A 15,010-nucleotide genomic window follows, 5' to 3' on the forward strand; every position below is an offset into this window, starting at 1 on the left:
TTCTTAAAAAAAGATTTATTCAAAAAACAGAAACCTTTTTAAGTATAATATTCCCACACTATAAACTAAGGATAGAAAATGCGAAGCGATACCATTAAAAAAGGACATTCAAGAACGCCTCATAGAAGTTTGCTTAGAGGCGTGGGGCTCAAAGATGAAGACTTTGATAAGCCATTTATTGGAGTAGCAAATAGCCATATTGATATTATACCTGGTCATTATTTTCTGCCTGAATATGGAAAAATCGTGAAGGAAGAGATTCGCAAAGCTGGTGGCGTTCCTTTTGAATTTAATACAATAGGAGTGGATGATGGCATAGCAATGGGACATAGTGGAATGCTTTATAGTTTGCCAAGCAGAGAGCTTATCGCGGACTGCATAGAAACAGTTATGAACGCTCACAAGCTTGATGCAATGATCTGTATTCCCAACTGTGACAAAATAGTTCCAGGAATGCTAATGGGTGCTCTGAGAGTAAATGTTCCTACTATTTTTGTAAGCGGTGGACCAATGTTGGCAGGAACACTCAATGATGGAAGTCGTATTGGTCTTTCACAGGTATTTGAAGCTATAGGAGCTTATGAAGCTAAAAAAATAGATAAAGATAAACTCTATGAAATTGAATGCAAAGCTTGTCCAAGCGGAGGAAGTTGTAGTGGCATGTTCACAGCTAACTCTATGAATACACTCTGTGAAGCGATGGGCATAGCTCTTCCTGGAAATGGAACTATCCCTGCTCTTACCAAGGAAAGAGAAGAACTATTAAGAAAAGCAGCTAGAAGAATCGTAGAAATTGCCCTTGATGAAGCAAAATCTGAAAAATTCAAAATGAAAAATATCGTTAATCACAAAGCCATTCACAATGCTTTTGTGGTTGATATGGCAATGGGAGGTAGCACCAATACAGTCTTACATATGTTGGCTATTGCCAAAGAAGCGGATGTGGATTTCAATCTTAAAAATATAAATGAAATCGCAAAAAATGTTTCTCATCTCACAAAAATAGCACCTGCAGTCACAAATGTATTTATGGAAGATATCAATCGTGCTGGAGGCGTGAGTGCTGTAATGAATGAAGTGAATAAAAGGGGTGGGATTATCTATGACACTTTAACCATCACCGGGGAAAGCACGATAGAACGTATCAAAAATGCCTCTATCAAAGATACTGCCATTATTCATACAAATGAAACTGCATACTCGCAGACAGGTGGATTAAAAATACTTTATGGAAATCTCGCTCAAGAAGGAGCTGTCATTAAAGCTGGTGCAATGGTAGAAGGGATGAAAAACTTCACAGGATCTGCAGTGGTTTTTGACTCTCAAGATGAAGCTATAACAGGAATTTCAACAGGTAAGGTAAAATCTGGGGATGTTGTTATTATTCGCTATGAAGGTCCAAAAGGAGGTCCAGGTATGCCAGAAATGCTAAGTCCCACAAGCCTCATAATGGGAATGGGACTTGGAGAATCTGTAGCACTTGTCACAGATGGGAGATTTAGTGGAGCTACAAGGGGTGCTTGCATTGGACATGTCAGTCCAGAAGCCGCAGAAGGTGGAATAATAGCACTAGTAGAAAATGGTGATCAAATCAAAATTGATGTCAATAATGGAATACTCGAACTCCTCGTAAATCAGGAAGTTCTTGATGCTAGAAGAAAAAAATGGCAACCTAAATGCAAGAAAATAGAAAGCAAATGGCTCAAACGTTATGCCTTGCTAGTAGGAAATGCAAGCAATGGAGCAATGCTAAAAACAGAGCTAGACTAAAGAAGTTCTAGCACAAAAACATCATTTCAAGATTATAAGGATTTGAAAGTGACAGCGATATCGCTATTTTCAGGGTGTGGAGGCTTAGATCTAGGGTTTATTAAAGCTGGATTCAAAATTTTATGGGCAAATGATTATGACAAAGAAGCGACTGAAAGCTATAGGAGAAATATTGGTAATCATATAGTTTGTAAGAGTATCTATGATATCAACACAGATGATATACCTGATGCGGATGTATTAATAGGTGGTTTTCCATGTCTAGGATTTACAGTAGCAAAAAAACAGAAATTTAGACTGCGAATATAATCAACTTTTTCAAGAATATGCAAGGGTGCTAAAAGCAAAACAACCAAAATATTTTGTAGTAGAGAATGTCACGGGAATTAAAAGTGGCAGGGAGTTTAATGATTTTTTCCATAATGTTATTTTAGAAAAATTTAAAAAATCAGGGGCAAATGGTGATTATAAAATAAAATATAAAATACTAACAGCTTCAGATTATGGAGTCCCGCAAAATAGAAAAAGAATAATCATTTTTGGAACAAGGAGCGATATTATTGTTGAACCTAGTTTTCCAACTTGCCATCTTCAAGGTAAAATAACATTGAGAGATGCTATTTTTGATTTACCTAGAGAACATAATCAAGCAATCCCAAACCATATAGGAAATAAACATAAAGTTAAAATCAATGGCTATGTTGGCAATAGGCATCTTGATTGGGATAAACCATCTCCTACAATTACAGGCAGAGGAAGTAGAAGTGGTGGTGCCGTAAAGAGAATGTGCAAGAATGCAATCCTTTCCTGATAATTTTTATTTTAAGGGAAGTAATGGAGCATGTTATTCTCAGATTGGCAATGCAGTTCCCCCGATTATGTCTTTTTTTATTGCAAATGAATTTAGAGAATTATTTGGAAAAAAAAGATGAATTTCAATCATTTGGATTGGGAATTACCATACAAAAATAAAATTATAGGAATATATGATGCACAAAGAACTTTATTCGATTAAACTGATTAGGGATTATTTAGAGAATAAAGGGGTTATTTCAAGCACAATATCAAATATTGATGAGTTGTATATATTTTTCAAATATCTATCAAGTCCCGATAGTAGAGAAAAATTCAATTCTCTATATATCCTAAACTATATCAATCAATACATAGTTGATGAGGACGTTGCAAAAAGAAAGACTTCTGCTAGAATTTTTGAAGATTTGTTGGCAATAATATTTAATGGAGAGGTTGCTGACAATAAAAAAAAGGGAAAATATCAAAAGCGAAGTTCCAGCTTATTTTAATTTATCAAAAGATAAAGTAGCAGGGAACAAGAGAGAGAAAATTGATCTCTTGTTTGACAAAAAATATGGAATATCTCTTAAAACCCTCATGATGAATAACTCTGAAATCAACATGGGTTCGTTTGAAAAAAAGTTCTATTTGATGGGCTTAATGTCTCTCATTATCTTACAGAAAGAAAAACTGAGAGCGAAATTGGGTTAGGTTCAATTCCCAGACTTAGAAATTTATTACAAAAAATTTCTGATAATGGTTTTTATGCAGTTTTTGAAGAACGATTTGCCAAGATGTTTAGTTTTATCTTTTCAGATGATTTGATCCTAGCTATAAAGGATACAAATAGATTGTATTTATATTTTTTTAAAGGTTCTGAACTGATAGATACTAGTAATCAAAAGAATTTCTAATGTTGATGAGCTATTGAGCATTATCAATAGATGGGAAGGTAATAGCATAAGAATCAATCGAACAAAATTGATAGAATCCTGCAAGAGAAGCGTTACATTAGATCTATCTGTACTTAATCGTACTATTATGAAGACAATCAATGAGTTTGATTACAAACTCCACGAAACTTATGTTAAATACTTTAATGTTCCTGACAACCACAAACTAAAAAGTATCATGATAAAAGAAATTGAGAGTTTATTTAATGGTTTTGAAATAAAATTCAAAGTATTAAAATAAATAATTTTTTATTTTTTCATCAATGTCTTTTTAATATGATTTAACAATGCCAATCTCTTTCAAAGAAATACAGAAAAGATTCAATCTATAGCAATGAAGCCATATCTGCAGGATCATCTGTGATAACAGGGTTGAGCTTTGATTAGGATTTTAACCAGAACTAGACATAAAGCACTATAATCTTATCATTAGCTGTATCAAAATAAGCACAATACCTCTAATGCCATCTCAAATCCCTTGTTCGAAAATAAGGATCAATAGCACATTGATTTAATAAAAAAGATGTATAATGTGTCCAATTACTAATTATGTTGTTTTGTTCTTAACAACAATAACAGATTTTCTTCTTTGATTTGGAATAATCATCTAGATGTTCTGACAAGAAATTTTAGAGTTCTAATTTACTAATATTACTGATTCTAATTCATTGATCGTGCGATTTGTATTTTAAAAATACAGCAAAAACTCTTAAAACAGAGGTAAGATATGCCACAGAATTTGAACGAAGTCCTCAAACCCAACGAAATGCCTTCTTTTTGGGGATCTGTAGCAAGACCAGAGCTTCCTACAAAAATAAAGCTTGTATATGCACTAGGGTGGTTGGTTGCACTATTTGCAGCTGGACTACAAAATAATCTCACCATTGCAAATATCAATCAAATTCAAGGCTATTTAGGTATCACACCTGCTGAAGGAGCTATATTAACAGCTTGTTATTATATGGGTTATGCTTGGACAAGCGTGGTGCTTTTTAAAATACGTCAACAATTTGGAATGAGAGTTTTTTTTGGTGGCGTCGTAATTGTGTTGTGTATTGCACATATCATACAGATGTTTAGCAATAATTTCTATGTTTATGCATTCAGTCGTTTTCTTAATGGACTCGTAGGAAGCGGTCTATCAACTTTTTGTGCCTACTATGCCATGCAAATGCTTCCAAAAACCAAGACCTATCTTGTTATGTGCGTAAGTGTAGGACTTATGCAGGTGGGTTCTCCATTTGCAAGATGGCTAGATCCATTTTTAATGTTAGGAGAAGATGCTCACTTAGTTGCATTTATTGATACAGGTACCACACTTTTTGTTCTAGCGGCATATTTACTCATTGAGCTTCCTCCTTCTCAGTTAGGTAAAGCTTTTTCCATAAGGGATATTCCATCTTTGAGTCTTTATGCAATAGGCACAGCGACTTGTTGCTTGATTTTTAGCTTAGGAACCATCATTTGGTGGGATAAACCTTGGATTGCATATGGAACATGTATTGGAGTCACTTGCATTGTAGGATTTTTTCTGATTGAAATTAACAGAACCAGACCTCTAATAAATTTTTCTTTCGTAGGAACACTTCAAGTATTCAAACTTGCTCTTGCTGGTGCTTTTGCTAGAATGTGTCTGACTGAGCAAACCACAGGAGCCACAGGATTGTTTAGAAATGTTTTAGGGTATTCAGATTATCAACTTGCAGATTACTATGGGATTGTGACTTTAGGTGCACTGTTTGGTGGATTATCTTGTATTGTGGTGATGGGATATAAACGCACTTCAATCATCTTGATTCTCTCTTTTGCAATGCTTATTGTCGGCTCTTTTGCTTCTACAAACCTATCCCCACAAATAACTCCTGCTCAATTATATATTCCTCAGTTTCTTATAGCTGCAGCAAGTGTATTTTTTATCGGACCCTTATTTGCTGAAGGGATTATTGTTTCGCTTTCACGAGGTGGGGGATACGTATTGACTTTTATTGCTATTTTTAGTTTTTCTCAAAGCGTGTTTGGACAATTTGGATCTGCATTGGTGAGCTATTTTATAAAAGTTCGTACAGCTAGCAGACTTCAAGATATTATCAATCACACTCCAGAAACAAATCTAGCATTAAATATCAATCCTGATTTTATCACCCAAATCACTAAACAAGCTGGGGTGATGGCCTATAGTGATTTATTTTGCATCGTTGGTTATATAGCAATTGGAATCTTTTTATTTTTGGTGTTGCATTGGCTCTATTTTGCAGTTGGTAAAAAAACTGCTGTTGATCGAGAACTTGCGATACTAGGCCGCAGAACAGCTATTGCAAACCTCCGAACCAAAACTTTCTTAGATGAGTTAGAAAAAAGAAATCTAAAAGAAAATCAAAATAATGATACGCATCTTTAATCCATAAAAAGGAATCCCTATGCCTTATTTAAAATCTTGGACACCTAAAAAACCTCAACTCATTGCGACAATCATTAGTATTATTGCTGTTATTTGTGGAATTTTGTCTATTTTGTATGCCTGGCAATTACCACCTTTTTTTCGTGGCGTTGTAAGCACAGATGATGCTTATATTCAAACAAAAACAACCTTGCTCTCACCAAGGGTAAGTGGATATGTAACAGATATATATGTTCATGATTTTGGTTCTGTCAAGCAAGGAGATCCTATCTTACAAATAGATAGAAGGATTTTTGTTCAAAAGGTCAATGAAGCTGAGGCAAATTTGCAAAGTATGCAATCTTCACTTGATGCTTATGATGAAAATTATCGCTTAAGAGAGGCAATCGTGAATGAAAAAAAAGCAATCATTGATGCAGATAAGGCAACACTTGAAAATGCAACAAGTCAGAACACACGTGTTTCAAAACTTGTCAAAAAAGGATCTTTGAGTGCTAGAGAATATGAAGATACTCAAACCATTCTCAAAAAATCTCTATACGCTCTCGCACAGTCACAAGCCCAATATCAAAAAGCTATTGAAGAACTCCAAGCATACAAAATCAGTAAAGCTGCCCTGCAGGCAGATGTGAAAAGGGCTCAAGCACTTTTGGAACTTGCTCAAATAAATCTTGAATATTCATTGATAAAAGCTCCTGTAGATGGTGTGCTTGGACAAATTGGAGCAAGGATTGGCCAAGCGGTGACACAGGGAACTCCCCTTGCATTTTTAATACCCGATCTCAAATGGGTGGAAGCCAATATCAAAGAAACAAAAATGAAGGATGTGCATATTGGTCAGAAAGTAACATTTAGCGTAGATGCTCTAGGTGGAGCAATTTTACAGGGCACTGTTGAAAGAATATCTCCAGCTACAGGAAGCGAATTTAGTTCTGTGAGAGTTAATAATGCGACAGGGAATTTTATAAAAATTATTCAACGAATCCCTGTTAGAATAAAAATTAACCCTAATGATCCACACTTCAAAGATCTAAAAGCAGGTATGAGCGTCATAGCCACTATTCACACTCAAAAGGATTAAAAATGCATTGGAGTAGTACATTTGGTGCATTTGGTTTAGGTATCTTACTTGTAGGCTGTATGCCAAAAATTGAAGAATTGCCAAAAGACAGTAAAGTCACACTAGCTTTAGATGAGGTTTCAGAACAGCAGATCCAAAAAAATTGGTGGAAAAATTTCAATGATCCTAGCCTTATATTTCTAATTCAAAAAGCAAGAACCTACAATAGCGATATTCAAATCGCTCAAACAAGAATAAGACAGGCTATGGGGATACTAAAAATTGCAAAATCAACGCTCTTTCCAACTGCAAACATAACAATGAGTCCCCAATATACACAAAGTATGCTCACTCCCATTTTTGGATTCAACACACCTATTGGAACAATAGATCCAACGTTAAACATCGGTTATAATTTTGATTTTTTTGGTAAAAACAAAAAAGAACGCAAGAACAAAACTTATCAAGCTCAAGCAATAATCGCCCAAGCATATGCAACAAAAATCTCTCTTGATGCAGAAGTAGCAAAAACCTACATCAACCTCGTTGCTTTAAAAGATAAGCTTTCCGTGCTTGAAAATACCCTAAAAGCTCGAAAAATTGAATTGGATATAGCACAAAGCAAGGCAAAAACAGGCTATAGCAGTCAATATGATGAACAACAAGCAAAAATTCAATATGAAGCCACAAAGGCTCAAATTCCATCAACTAAGCTAAGCATAGAAAAAACTGAAAATGCATTGGAAGAACTCACAGGAATCAGTGCAAAAGAACTCAAGACAATCAAAAGTCTTGATCAACTAAATGAACCCACACTGCCAAAAAAAATTCCTTCTTCAATATTAAGAAATAGACCTGATGTAGCCTATGCTGAATTTGAACTTGCCGCAAGTTCTGAAGCTTTGGCAAAAGTAAGATTAAATTTTTTGCCCGATTTTAATCTGATAGCAAATCTAGGAGTGGCAGGTTTTACTGATTTTTTTACTACAGCAGGTCATATATTCACAGGAGCAGTTGGAACGAGTATTTTAGCACCTCTTTTTGAAGGAGGAAAACTTAAAGGCGAATTTGCAATAGCAAATGCAAAAAGAGATGAGGCAGCCTACACTTATAAAAAAATTGTCTTGAATGCCTATAAGGAAGTGAAAAACGCTCAAGCGAGTATTGAATGGCTCACGGAGCAACAAATCTTATTGCAAAATGAACGGGAATCTGCCATAAAAACATTACAATACGCAAAGAGTAGATATGAGAATGGCTATTCTTCATATCTAGAGGTTGTAGATGCTCAACGTTCCTTACTTGATCTTGAAGGACAAATCATCATATTAAAAACCGCCTATATTGAATCACTTATCAATTTATATCAATCACTTGGAGGTGGATTCAATATCGAGGAAGTCAAATTACCTACCGACAGTAAAAAACAAAACAAAAATAACAAGGAATCAAAAAACCAATAACTCTCTTTTAAGTTTATTTAAGGCATCAATCTGCTTTTTGAGTGCGTCAATTTGCTCATTAAGCTGAGAAAATAATGACATGCTAAGACCTTCTGGCATATCCTGTGAACCCCTTTTTATCATAATATAATCTATAAGAGTAATGTTTGCCATATTCAATAATATTTGTATTTCATCTCTGATTGATTCAACATTTCTAAAAATTTCATCAATTTTTTCAAACATCTGTATTTCCTATTCGATCCCTGCACTAATAAGTGTATGTAAATGAATAGCACCTTGTATTCTTTGATCCTTATCAGTAACAACAAGAAATTGAATTTTATTATCTTCAATATATCTCAATGCCTGTACTGCTAACAAATTTGGGTTATCACAATATTTTGGATTTTTACAAGCATAAGAAATAACAGGGTGATTCAAGTCAAAATCTTCACGCATCATCGCTCGACGTAAATCTCCATCGCTCAGAACCCCAAGCAATCTTCCATCTTGTTCAATGATGGCATTTCCTAACCTTGATTGAGTCATTTTGATGATGGCTTCTTTTAGAGATATATTGGGATCAATGATAGGCAAATCAGTTGTTTGCATCAAATCTTTGAGCTTTACAAAAAGTTTTTTTCCTAAGCTGCCCCCTGGATGATAAGAAGCAAAATCACCTTCTTTAAATCCTCTTTTTTCCATCAAGCAAACTGCCAAAGCATCCCCTAAAGCCAATGTTAAAGTCGTAGAACTAGTAGGAGCTATGCCTAATGGACAAGCTTCCTCAGAAATCTCAATAGGTATAAAATAATCCCCAAATCTTGAAACAGAACTATTTTCACTTTTACTCATTGTGATAACCCCTCCACTGAATCTTTTTAAATGTGGCATAATAGAGACAAGCTCCGCACTCTCTCCGCTATAACTAATAGCCAAAACAATATCTTCTTTACTGATAGCACCTAAATCGCCATGCATCGCTTCTGTAGGATGAAGAAAAAAGCTAGGAGTTCCTGTGCTTGAAAGTGTCGCGGAAATTTTTACTCCTATCAAACCACTTTTTCCAACACCGCTAACAATCAATTTTCCCTTTGCATTAACGATCATATCAACAATTTTTTCCCATTGAATATCTTCACATTTTATAGCCGAATGATTGAGTTCCTTAGCTTCGTCTTTGAGAACTTTTTTGGCAATACTCCTAAAATCCACAATCCCTCCTAAGATAAAAAGATATTTGTAACAATGGTTGGATATTTTTTGAGTTTTTTAAACATCAGCTTTCGAGCTATATTTCTAATCTCATTCTCTAAAGTTTTTTTGTTTTCTAAAACTTCTTTTTTGGCACTCTTGACATACATCTCTAGTGCCACTTCAATCTCTTTGCAAAGATCCTTTTCCTCCCTGATATTAACAATTCCAAGAGACATTATATTGGTTTCTTTGAGAATTTTTTGATCTCTAGGTGAAATAAAAATATTCAAAATAGCAACCCCACAATCCGCAAGAGCTTGCCTCTCAGCCACAACATTACTATCAATTTGTCTATTGACTTGATTATCAATATAAGTTTTACCACTTTTAATTGTGCGAACTTTTCTAATATAGCTCGGATTCACTTCAATTTGATCGCCATCTTCCATTAAATAAATATTTTTTTCTAAAACGCCACATTTAATGGCAGTATCTCTATGTTTAGCAACGTGATTGTATTCTCCGTGCACAGGAAGAAAAAACTTTGGTTTTATCAAACGCAACATTAATTTTTGCTCCTCTTGTGCAGCGTGGCCACTCACGTGAATCTCACTAAAATCTTGATAAGCAACCCTTGCACCTGCTTTCATTAAAAAGTTCAAAACTGTGGAGACTGAGCCTTCATTTCCTGGAATTGCTTTTGCAGAAATAATGACCATATCAGTCGGTTTGATTTTAATATGTCTGTGTTCATCTGTCGCCATTCGATATAGTGCACTCATCGTCTCACCTTGACTACCCGTAGTGACTATCAAGACCTCTTCATCGGGATACTTAGCCACTTCGTGTGCTTCAATAAAAATATTATGAGGCAAATCTATATAGCCCAACTCACGGGCAATATCAAGATTTTTTTCCATTGAACGACCAATCACTGCGACCTTACGATTATACTTTAAACCATAAGTTATCGCCTGATAAACACGATGTATATTGGAAGAAAAAGTACTCATTATCACTCTCCCCTCAGCACTCTTAAATAAAGAGTCAAAAGTAGGTCCTACGCTAGCCTCGCTTGCAGTCACTCCGCTTCTATGAGAGTTAGTAGAGTCACTCAAAAGCAACATAACTCCTTCTTCTCCATAATGAGCCAATCGATGCAAATCTGTGGGCAGATTATCAATAGGAGTGTGATCAATCTTAAAATCTCCTGTATGTACGATAATCCCTGCTTCTGTTCGAATACCAAGAGCAGAGGCATCAATAATAGAGTGTGTGATATGGATCCATTCTACTTCAAAATCACCTATTTTTATAGGATGGCGTTTTTCAACAATCTTAAAAAATGATCGAAATTTTTTGAGACCGTGCTCATCAAATTTATTCCCTATCATTCCTAAAGAAAGTGGGGTTCCATAAAGAGGGAATTGCATCTGTTTATATAAGTAAGGAACCGCCCCGATATGATCTTCATGTGCATGTGTGATAACCACACCTGCTATTTTGTCTTTGATGGCATATAAATAATTAAAATCTGGAATCAAAATATCAACTCCGTGCATATTTTCCTCAGGAAAACTCATACCAACATCAATGATAATGGCAGAATTTTCTGTTTCCATCACCATCATATTTCCCCCTATCTCTCCAAGTCCACCCAATGGAGTGATACGGACTTTGGCCTTTGTGCTTAGGTTAAGTTTATGATGAGGATTAAGACTAGTTTTTTGGATACGATTATTTGCCTCCACTCCTTTTTTGAGATCTTTGTGAAATCCTAAATTACCCCGCTCATCTACACTTTGAATTTCACGTACTCCATTTTTAGCCCCCATATCTTGAGGCTGAGAAGGGTTGGTGTGAGTATTTTTATTTTTACCTACCCATCTTCTAGGACGTGGCTTCTGTGTATCATCAGTATTCAAATTATTTTGAGAATTTGGGTTGATATTTTTATCAGCATTTTCTGGATTTTTCTTGAAACGTGGTTTAAAAAACCTTTTCTTTTGTCTCTCTGTTGATGATGGGTTTTGGTTAATATTATCGTTATTATTTTCCATATTTTTCTACCTTTAGTTTATTGTATATTTGGTGATATATCGTTGCTGAAATCTGATGTGCCCTGATATCTAGATCAATAGAAAGTTCTTCAAACAAGCTTTCCACAATCTTTTTATCATACCTACTAGCAAAATTGCTCAATAGTTTCTTCCTAGGGGAGCAAAACGCAACTCTAAGCATTTCTTCAAAGTCTTGTTGAATGGAATTGCTGTTCTTTCTTATTCTAAAAACCGATGATATTACCTTAGGCATAGGCTCAAATGCCTCTTTAGGAACATCAAAAAGCATTTCTGGCTCTCCGAGAGTTTGGGTTATCACACTCAAAGCACAAAAATTCCTATCCCCACTCAAAGCACAAAACTTCTGTGCGACTTCTTTTTGAGTCATCACGACAAAGCCTTTACATTTTGGATCTTTAAGGACTCGCAACAAGATCGCTGAAGCTATATAATAAGGCAAGTTAGAGACGAGTATATACTCTTCATCATCAAGCCAACCTTCCTTGAAGACAAGCTTCAAAACATCCTGATAAACAAGAATCAGATCTCCAGAATCAATAACGGCCTTGTATTTTTGTGTAAGAAAAGAACATAAATCAACATCAACTTCATATGCCTTGAGCTGATAACATTCAAGCAACTTATCCGTTAAATCACCCAAGCCAACCCCAACTTCTATGACTTTCTCACCCCGAAATATATTGGGAATAGATTGGACAATCTTATTGACATAGCTAAAATCTTTTAAAAAATTCTGTCCGAATCTTTTTTTCGCCCTGTGCTGAATCGCCAGTCTCCTAAACTTTCCCTCTATTTTATCTATTTTTGGACAATTTGTAAATAGCAAAATTAAAGGTATGAGATATTATAATCCCTTATAAATTATGGAGAAATAATGGGTCATTTAGGAAAGCGAATCATTCCTTGTCTTGATATTAATGAGGGCAAAGTTGTCAAAGGAATCAATTTTGTTGGATTAAAGGATATGGGAGATCCTGTTATGATGGCAAAAAAATACAACGATGCAGGAGCTGATGAACTTGTATTCTTGGATATAAGTGCTTCACATCAAGAACGCAATACAATGATCGACATCGTCTCTTCTGTCGCGAAAGTAACCTTCATGCCACTTACTATTGGAGGGGGAATAAAAGATATGAAGAATATTTATAGCCTTCTTGATGCAGGAGCTGACAAAATCAGCCTCAATAGTGCCGCCGTTAAAAATCCATCTCTGATTGAAGAAGGAGCAAAAAGATTTGGTACTCAATGTATCGTCGTGGCTATAGATGTAAAAAGACACTCTGCACAGGAAAATAAATGGGAAGTTTATATACAAGGCGGGAGAGAAAATACAGGCAAAGATATGATTGAATGGGCAAGGCAAATTTCTCAAATGGGGGCAGGAGAAATCCTTTTGACAAGTATGGACGCTGATGGAACAAAATCTGGTTATGATATTGAAGCTCTTAAGTCTCTGAATGAAGCTGTGAATATTCCAATCATAGCAAGTGGGGGGGCAGGAACAAAAGAACACATATTAGAAGTTTTTGAACTTGAAATCGCAGATGCGGCTCTTGCGGCGAGTATTTTTCATCTTGATGAAATCAGCATTAAAGATTTAAAATTTTATCTTCATCAGAATCAGATTCCTATAAGGCTATGATATGTTTGTTTGTGCAGGGAAAATCGAAAGCTTTAGTTTTGCAAAATCAATTGGTATTGGAATGATAGAAAGTGCTATTAATCTAAGTAGGATCTGTTCTCGAGAGATTATAGATAATATTATCTTCATTGGATCTGCTGGATCATATAGCTATGACATTCAACCATTTGAAATTTGCCTTAGCACAAAAGCGACTCAAATTGAGATGAGCTATCTCAACTCAAATGCATATACGCCAATTGATAACCAAATCGAAATAGATTTTGAAGATGTTCCACGTGGAACAAAAAATGTAGTAGTGAATTCAAGTAATTATATCAACACAAATCTCGAAGTATCACAAAAAATATCCAAGGCAGGTATTGTGCTAGAAAATATGGAGTTTTTTTCTGTACTGAAGGTTGCACAAGCTTTTGATATAAAATGTTATGGCATCTTTTGCATTACAAATTATTGTGATAAAAATGCACATCAAGATTTTATTCAAAATCATCAAAAAGCAAAAATAATTCTAGAAGATTTTATAAGGAAAAATTACACATTATGAGAGAATCGAAAAAAAATATTTATGACTATATGCTTGAGGAGTTACAACAAATTTTTAAGCCTACTTTTCGTGCTAAACAAATCTATAATTGGCTTTACGTTAAATATGAAAATGATTTTTCTAAAATGCAAAATATACCCAAAGATATGCGAGAAAAATTAGAAAATGAATATGAAATAAAAAATCTTGAAATCATCCGAATACAAACAAGCAAAGATGGGACGAAAAAATACCTCTTTAAAACCAAAGATGGATTAAGCTTTGAAAGCGTTCTCATAAAAATGAGAGATAAAAAACAAGATGAAAATGGCAAAATTACAGAAAGCGAAAAATGGACTTTTTGTCTATCAAGTCAAGTTGGTTGCAAGGTTGGCTGTGCTTTTTGCTACACAGCAAAAGGAGGATTTGTTCGAAATCTGAGTAGTGGCGAAATTGTAGAACAGGTTGTTCAACTGAAAAAAGATAACAATATACTCCCTGAAAAAAGAGTTAATATTGTTTATATGGGAATGGGAGAACCACTTGATAATCTCCAAAATGTAAGTCAAGCCATAAAAATATTGAGTGACCTAGAAGGTCTATCCATATCTGCAAGAAGACAAACAATATCTACAAGCGGTATTGCTCCAAAAATTATCAAGCTAGGAGAAATGAATCTAGGAGTTCAGTTGGCTATATCTCTTCACGCAGTTGATGACACACTTCGTAGTCAACTTATTCCAATGAATAAAGCATACAACATACAAAGTATCATCAATGCCGTAAAGGCATTCCCTGTTGATGCTCGAAAAAGAGTGATGTTTGAATATCTAGTGATCAAGGATATAAATGATGATCTAATGAGTGCAAAAAAACTTCTAAAACTTCTTGATGGAATTAAGGCAAAAGTCAATCTTATCCTATTTAATCCACACGAAGGATCACAATTCAAAAGACCTGATATAGAACAAGTAAAAAAATTTGCGGATTTTCTTATCAACAAAGGTCTTCTTTGCACTATTAGAGAATCAAAGGGTATTGACATAAGTGCTGCTTGCGGACAACTAAGAGAAAAAGAACTGTTGGAAAATGAAAATGTTCCACGTAGAACAATTGGCAAGGAGTTGTGATGGATCTTTT

Annotated in this window: 14 protein-coding genes and 1 pseudogene; 11 read left to right on the forward strand and 4 right to left on the reverse strand. The window is 35.0% G+C overall.

Features of this window, described 5'->3' with window-relative positions:
* The first annotated feature begins 78 nt into the window (after nucleotides 1–78).
* From ilvD to BKH42_RS04535, 8 genes and pseudogenes are all read left to right on the forward strand, one after another.
* The gene (gene ilvD, locus BKH42_RS04510) at nucleotides 79–1,770 is read left to right on the forward strand and encodes a dihydroxy-acid dehydratase (RefSeq protein ID WP_095295339.1); all 1,692 of its coding nucleotides are present in this window, start codon (nucleotides 79–81) and stop codon (nucleotides 1,768–1,770) included.
* A gap of 48 nt (nucleotides 1,771–1,818) precedes the next feature.
* A pseudogene (gene dcm / locus BKH42_RS04515) lies at nucleotides 1,819–2,581 on the forward strand (DNA (cytosine-5-)-methyltransferase).
* The gene (locus BKH42_RS09855; RefSeq protein WP_257874269.1) at nucleotides 2,565–2,702 is read left to right on the forward strand and encodes a DNA cytosine methyltransferase; all 138 of its coding nucleotides are present in this window, start codon (nucleotides 2,565–2,567) and stop codon (nucleotides 2,700–2,702) included. The pseudogene dcm and the gene BKH42_RS09855 overlap by 17 nt, the downstream one beginning before the upstream one ends.
* Nucleotides 2,703–2,759: 57 nt before the next feature.
* Nucleotides 2,760–3,074: a hypothetical protein gene (locus tag BKH42_RS09465; RefSeq protein ID WP_180673974.1), complete on the forward strand. Its 315-nt coding sequence runs from the start codon at nucleotides 2,760–2,762 to the stop codon at nucleotides 3,072–3,074.
* 418 nt (nucleotides 3,075–3,492) lie between these two features.
* On the forward strand, nucleotides 3,493–3,759 hold the full coding sequence (locus tag BKH42_RS09470; RefSeq protein WP_180673975.1) for a hypothetical protein: 267 nt from the start codon (nucleotides 3,493–3,495) through the stop codon (nucleotides 3,757–3,759).
* A gap of 486 nt (nucleotides 3,760–4,245) precedes the next feature.
* Entirely contained in the window at nucleotides 4,246–5,916 is a 1,671-nt protein-coding gene (locus BKH42_RS04525; RefSeq protein WP_095295341.1) for an MFS transporter, read from the forward strand.
* Nucleotides 5,917–5,935: 19 nt separating this feature from the next.
* The gene (locus BKH42_RS04530; protein WP_095295343.1) at nucleotides 5,936–6,997 is read left to right on the forward strand and encodes an HlyD family secretion protein; all 1,062 of its coding nucleotides are present in this window, start codon (nucleotides 5,936–5,938) and stop codon (nucleotides 6,995–6,997) included.
* A gap of 2 nt (nucleotides 6,998–6,999) precedes the next feature.
* Entirely contained in the window at nucleotides 7,000–8,439 is a 1,440-nt protein-coding gene (locus BKH42_RS04535) for a TolC family protein (protein ID WP_095295345.1), read from the forward strand.
* Here BKH42_RS04535 and BKH42_RS04540 read toward each other — a convergent pair.
* The 4 genes from BKH42_RS04540 to rsmA are packed head-to-tail and all read right to left on the reverse strand — an operon-like array spanning nucleotide 8,425 to nucleotide 12,525.
* Nucleotides 8,425–8,664, reverse strand: coding sequence for a DUF2443 family protein (locus BKH42_RS04540; protein WP_095295347.1), 240 nt, complete (start codon nucleotides 8,662–8,664; stop codon nucleotides 8,425–8,427). The genes BKH42_RS04535 and BKH42_RS04540 overlap by 15 nt on opposite strands.
* A gap of 9 nt (nucleotides 8,665–8,673) precedes the next feature.
* The gene (locus BKH42_RS04545) at nucleotides 8,674–9,636 is read right to left on the reverse strand and encodes a KpsF/GutQ family sugar-phosphate isomerase (protein WP_095295349.1); all 963 of its coding nucleotides are present in this window, start codon (nucleotides 9,634–9,636) and stop codon (nucleotides 8,674–8,676) included.
* Between the two features lie 8 nt (nucleotides 9,637–9,644).
* Nucleotides 9,645–11,678: a ribonuclease J gene (locus BKH42_RS04550; RefSeq protein WP_095295351.1), complete on the reverse strand. Its 2,034-nt coding sequence runs from the start codon at nucleotides 11,676–11,678 to the stop codon at nucleotides 9,645–9,647.
* Complete coding sequence (gene rsmA / locus BKH42_RS04555; protein WP_257874270.1) at nucleotides 11,668–12,525, reverse strand: 16S rRNA (adenine(1518)-N(6)/adenine(1519)-N(6))-dimethyltransferase RsmA; 858 nt, start codon at nucleotides 12,523–12,525, stop codon at nucleotides 11,668–11,670. Before rsmA ends, BKH42_RS04550 begins: the two co-directional genes overlap by 11 nt.
* A gap of 48 nt (nucleotides 12,526–12,573) precedes the next feature.
* Here rsmA and hisF point away from each other — a divergent pair, with 48 nt between their 5' ends.
* The 3 genes from hisF to rlmN are packed head-to-tail and all read left to right on the forward strand — an operon-like array spanning nucleotide 12,574 to nucleotide 15,000.
* On the forward strand, nucleotides 12,574–13,344 hold the full coding sequence (gene hisF, locus BKH42_RS04560; RefSeq protein WP_095295353.1) for an imidazole glycerol phosphate synthase subunit HisF: 771 nt from the start codon (nucleotides 12,574–12,576) through the stop codon (nucleotides 13,342–13,344).
* Between the two features lies 1 nt (nucleotide 13,345).
* Nucleotides 13,346–13,891: a purine-nucleoside phosphorylase gene (locus BKH42_RS04565; RefSeq protein ID WP_095295355.1), complete on the forward strand. Its 546-nt coding sequence runs from the start codon at nucleotides 13,346–13,348 to the stop codon at nucleotides 13,889–13,891.
* Complete coding sequence (gene rlmN, locus BKH42_RS04570; protein ID WP_095295357.1) at nucleotides 13,888–15,000, forward strand: 23S rRNA (adenine(2503)-C(2))-methyltransferase RlmN; 1,113 nt, start codon at nucleotides 13,888–13,890, stop codon at nucleotides 14,998–15,000. The genes BKH42_RS04565 and rlmN overlap by 4 nt, the downstream gene beginning before the upstream one ends.
* Nucleotides 15,001–15,010: the final 10 nt, after the last annotated feature.

Source organism: Helicobacter sp. 13S00482-2 (genome assembly GCF_002272795.1).
Taxonomy (GTDB): Bacteria; Campylobacterota; Campylobacteria; order Campylobacterales; family Helicobacteraceae; genus Helicobacter_J.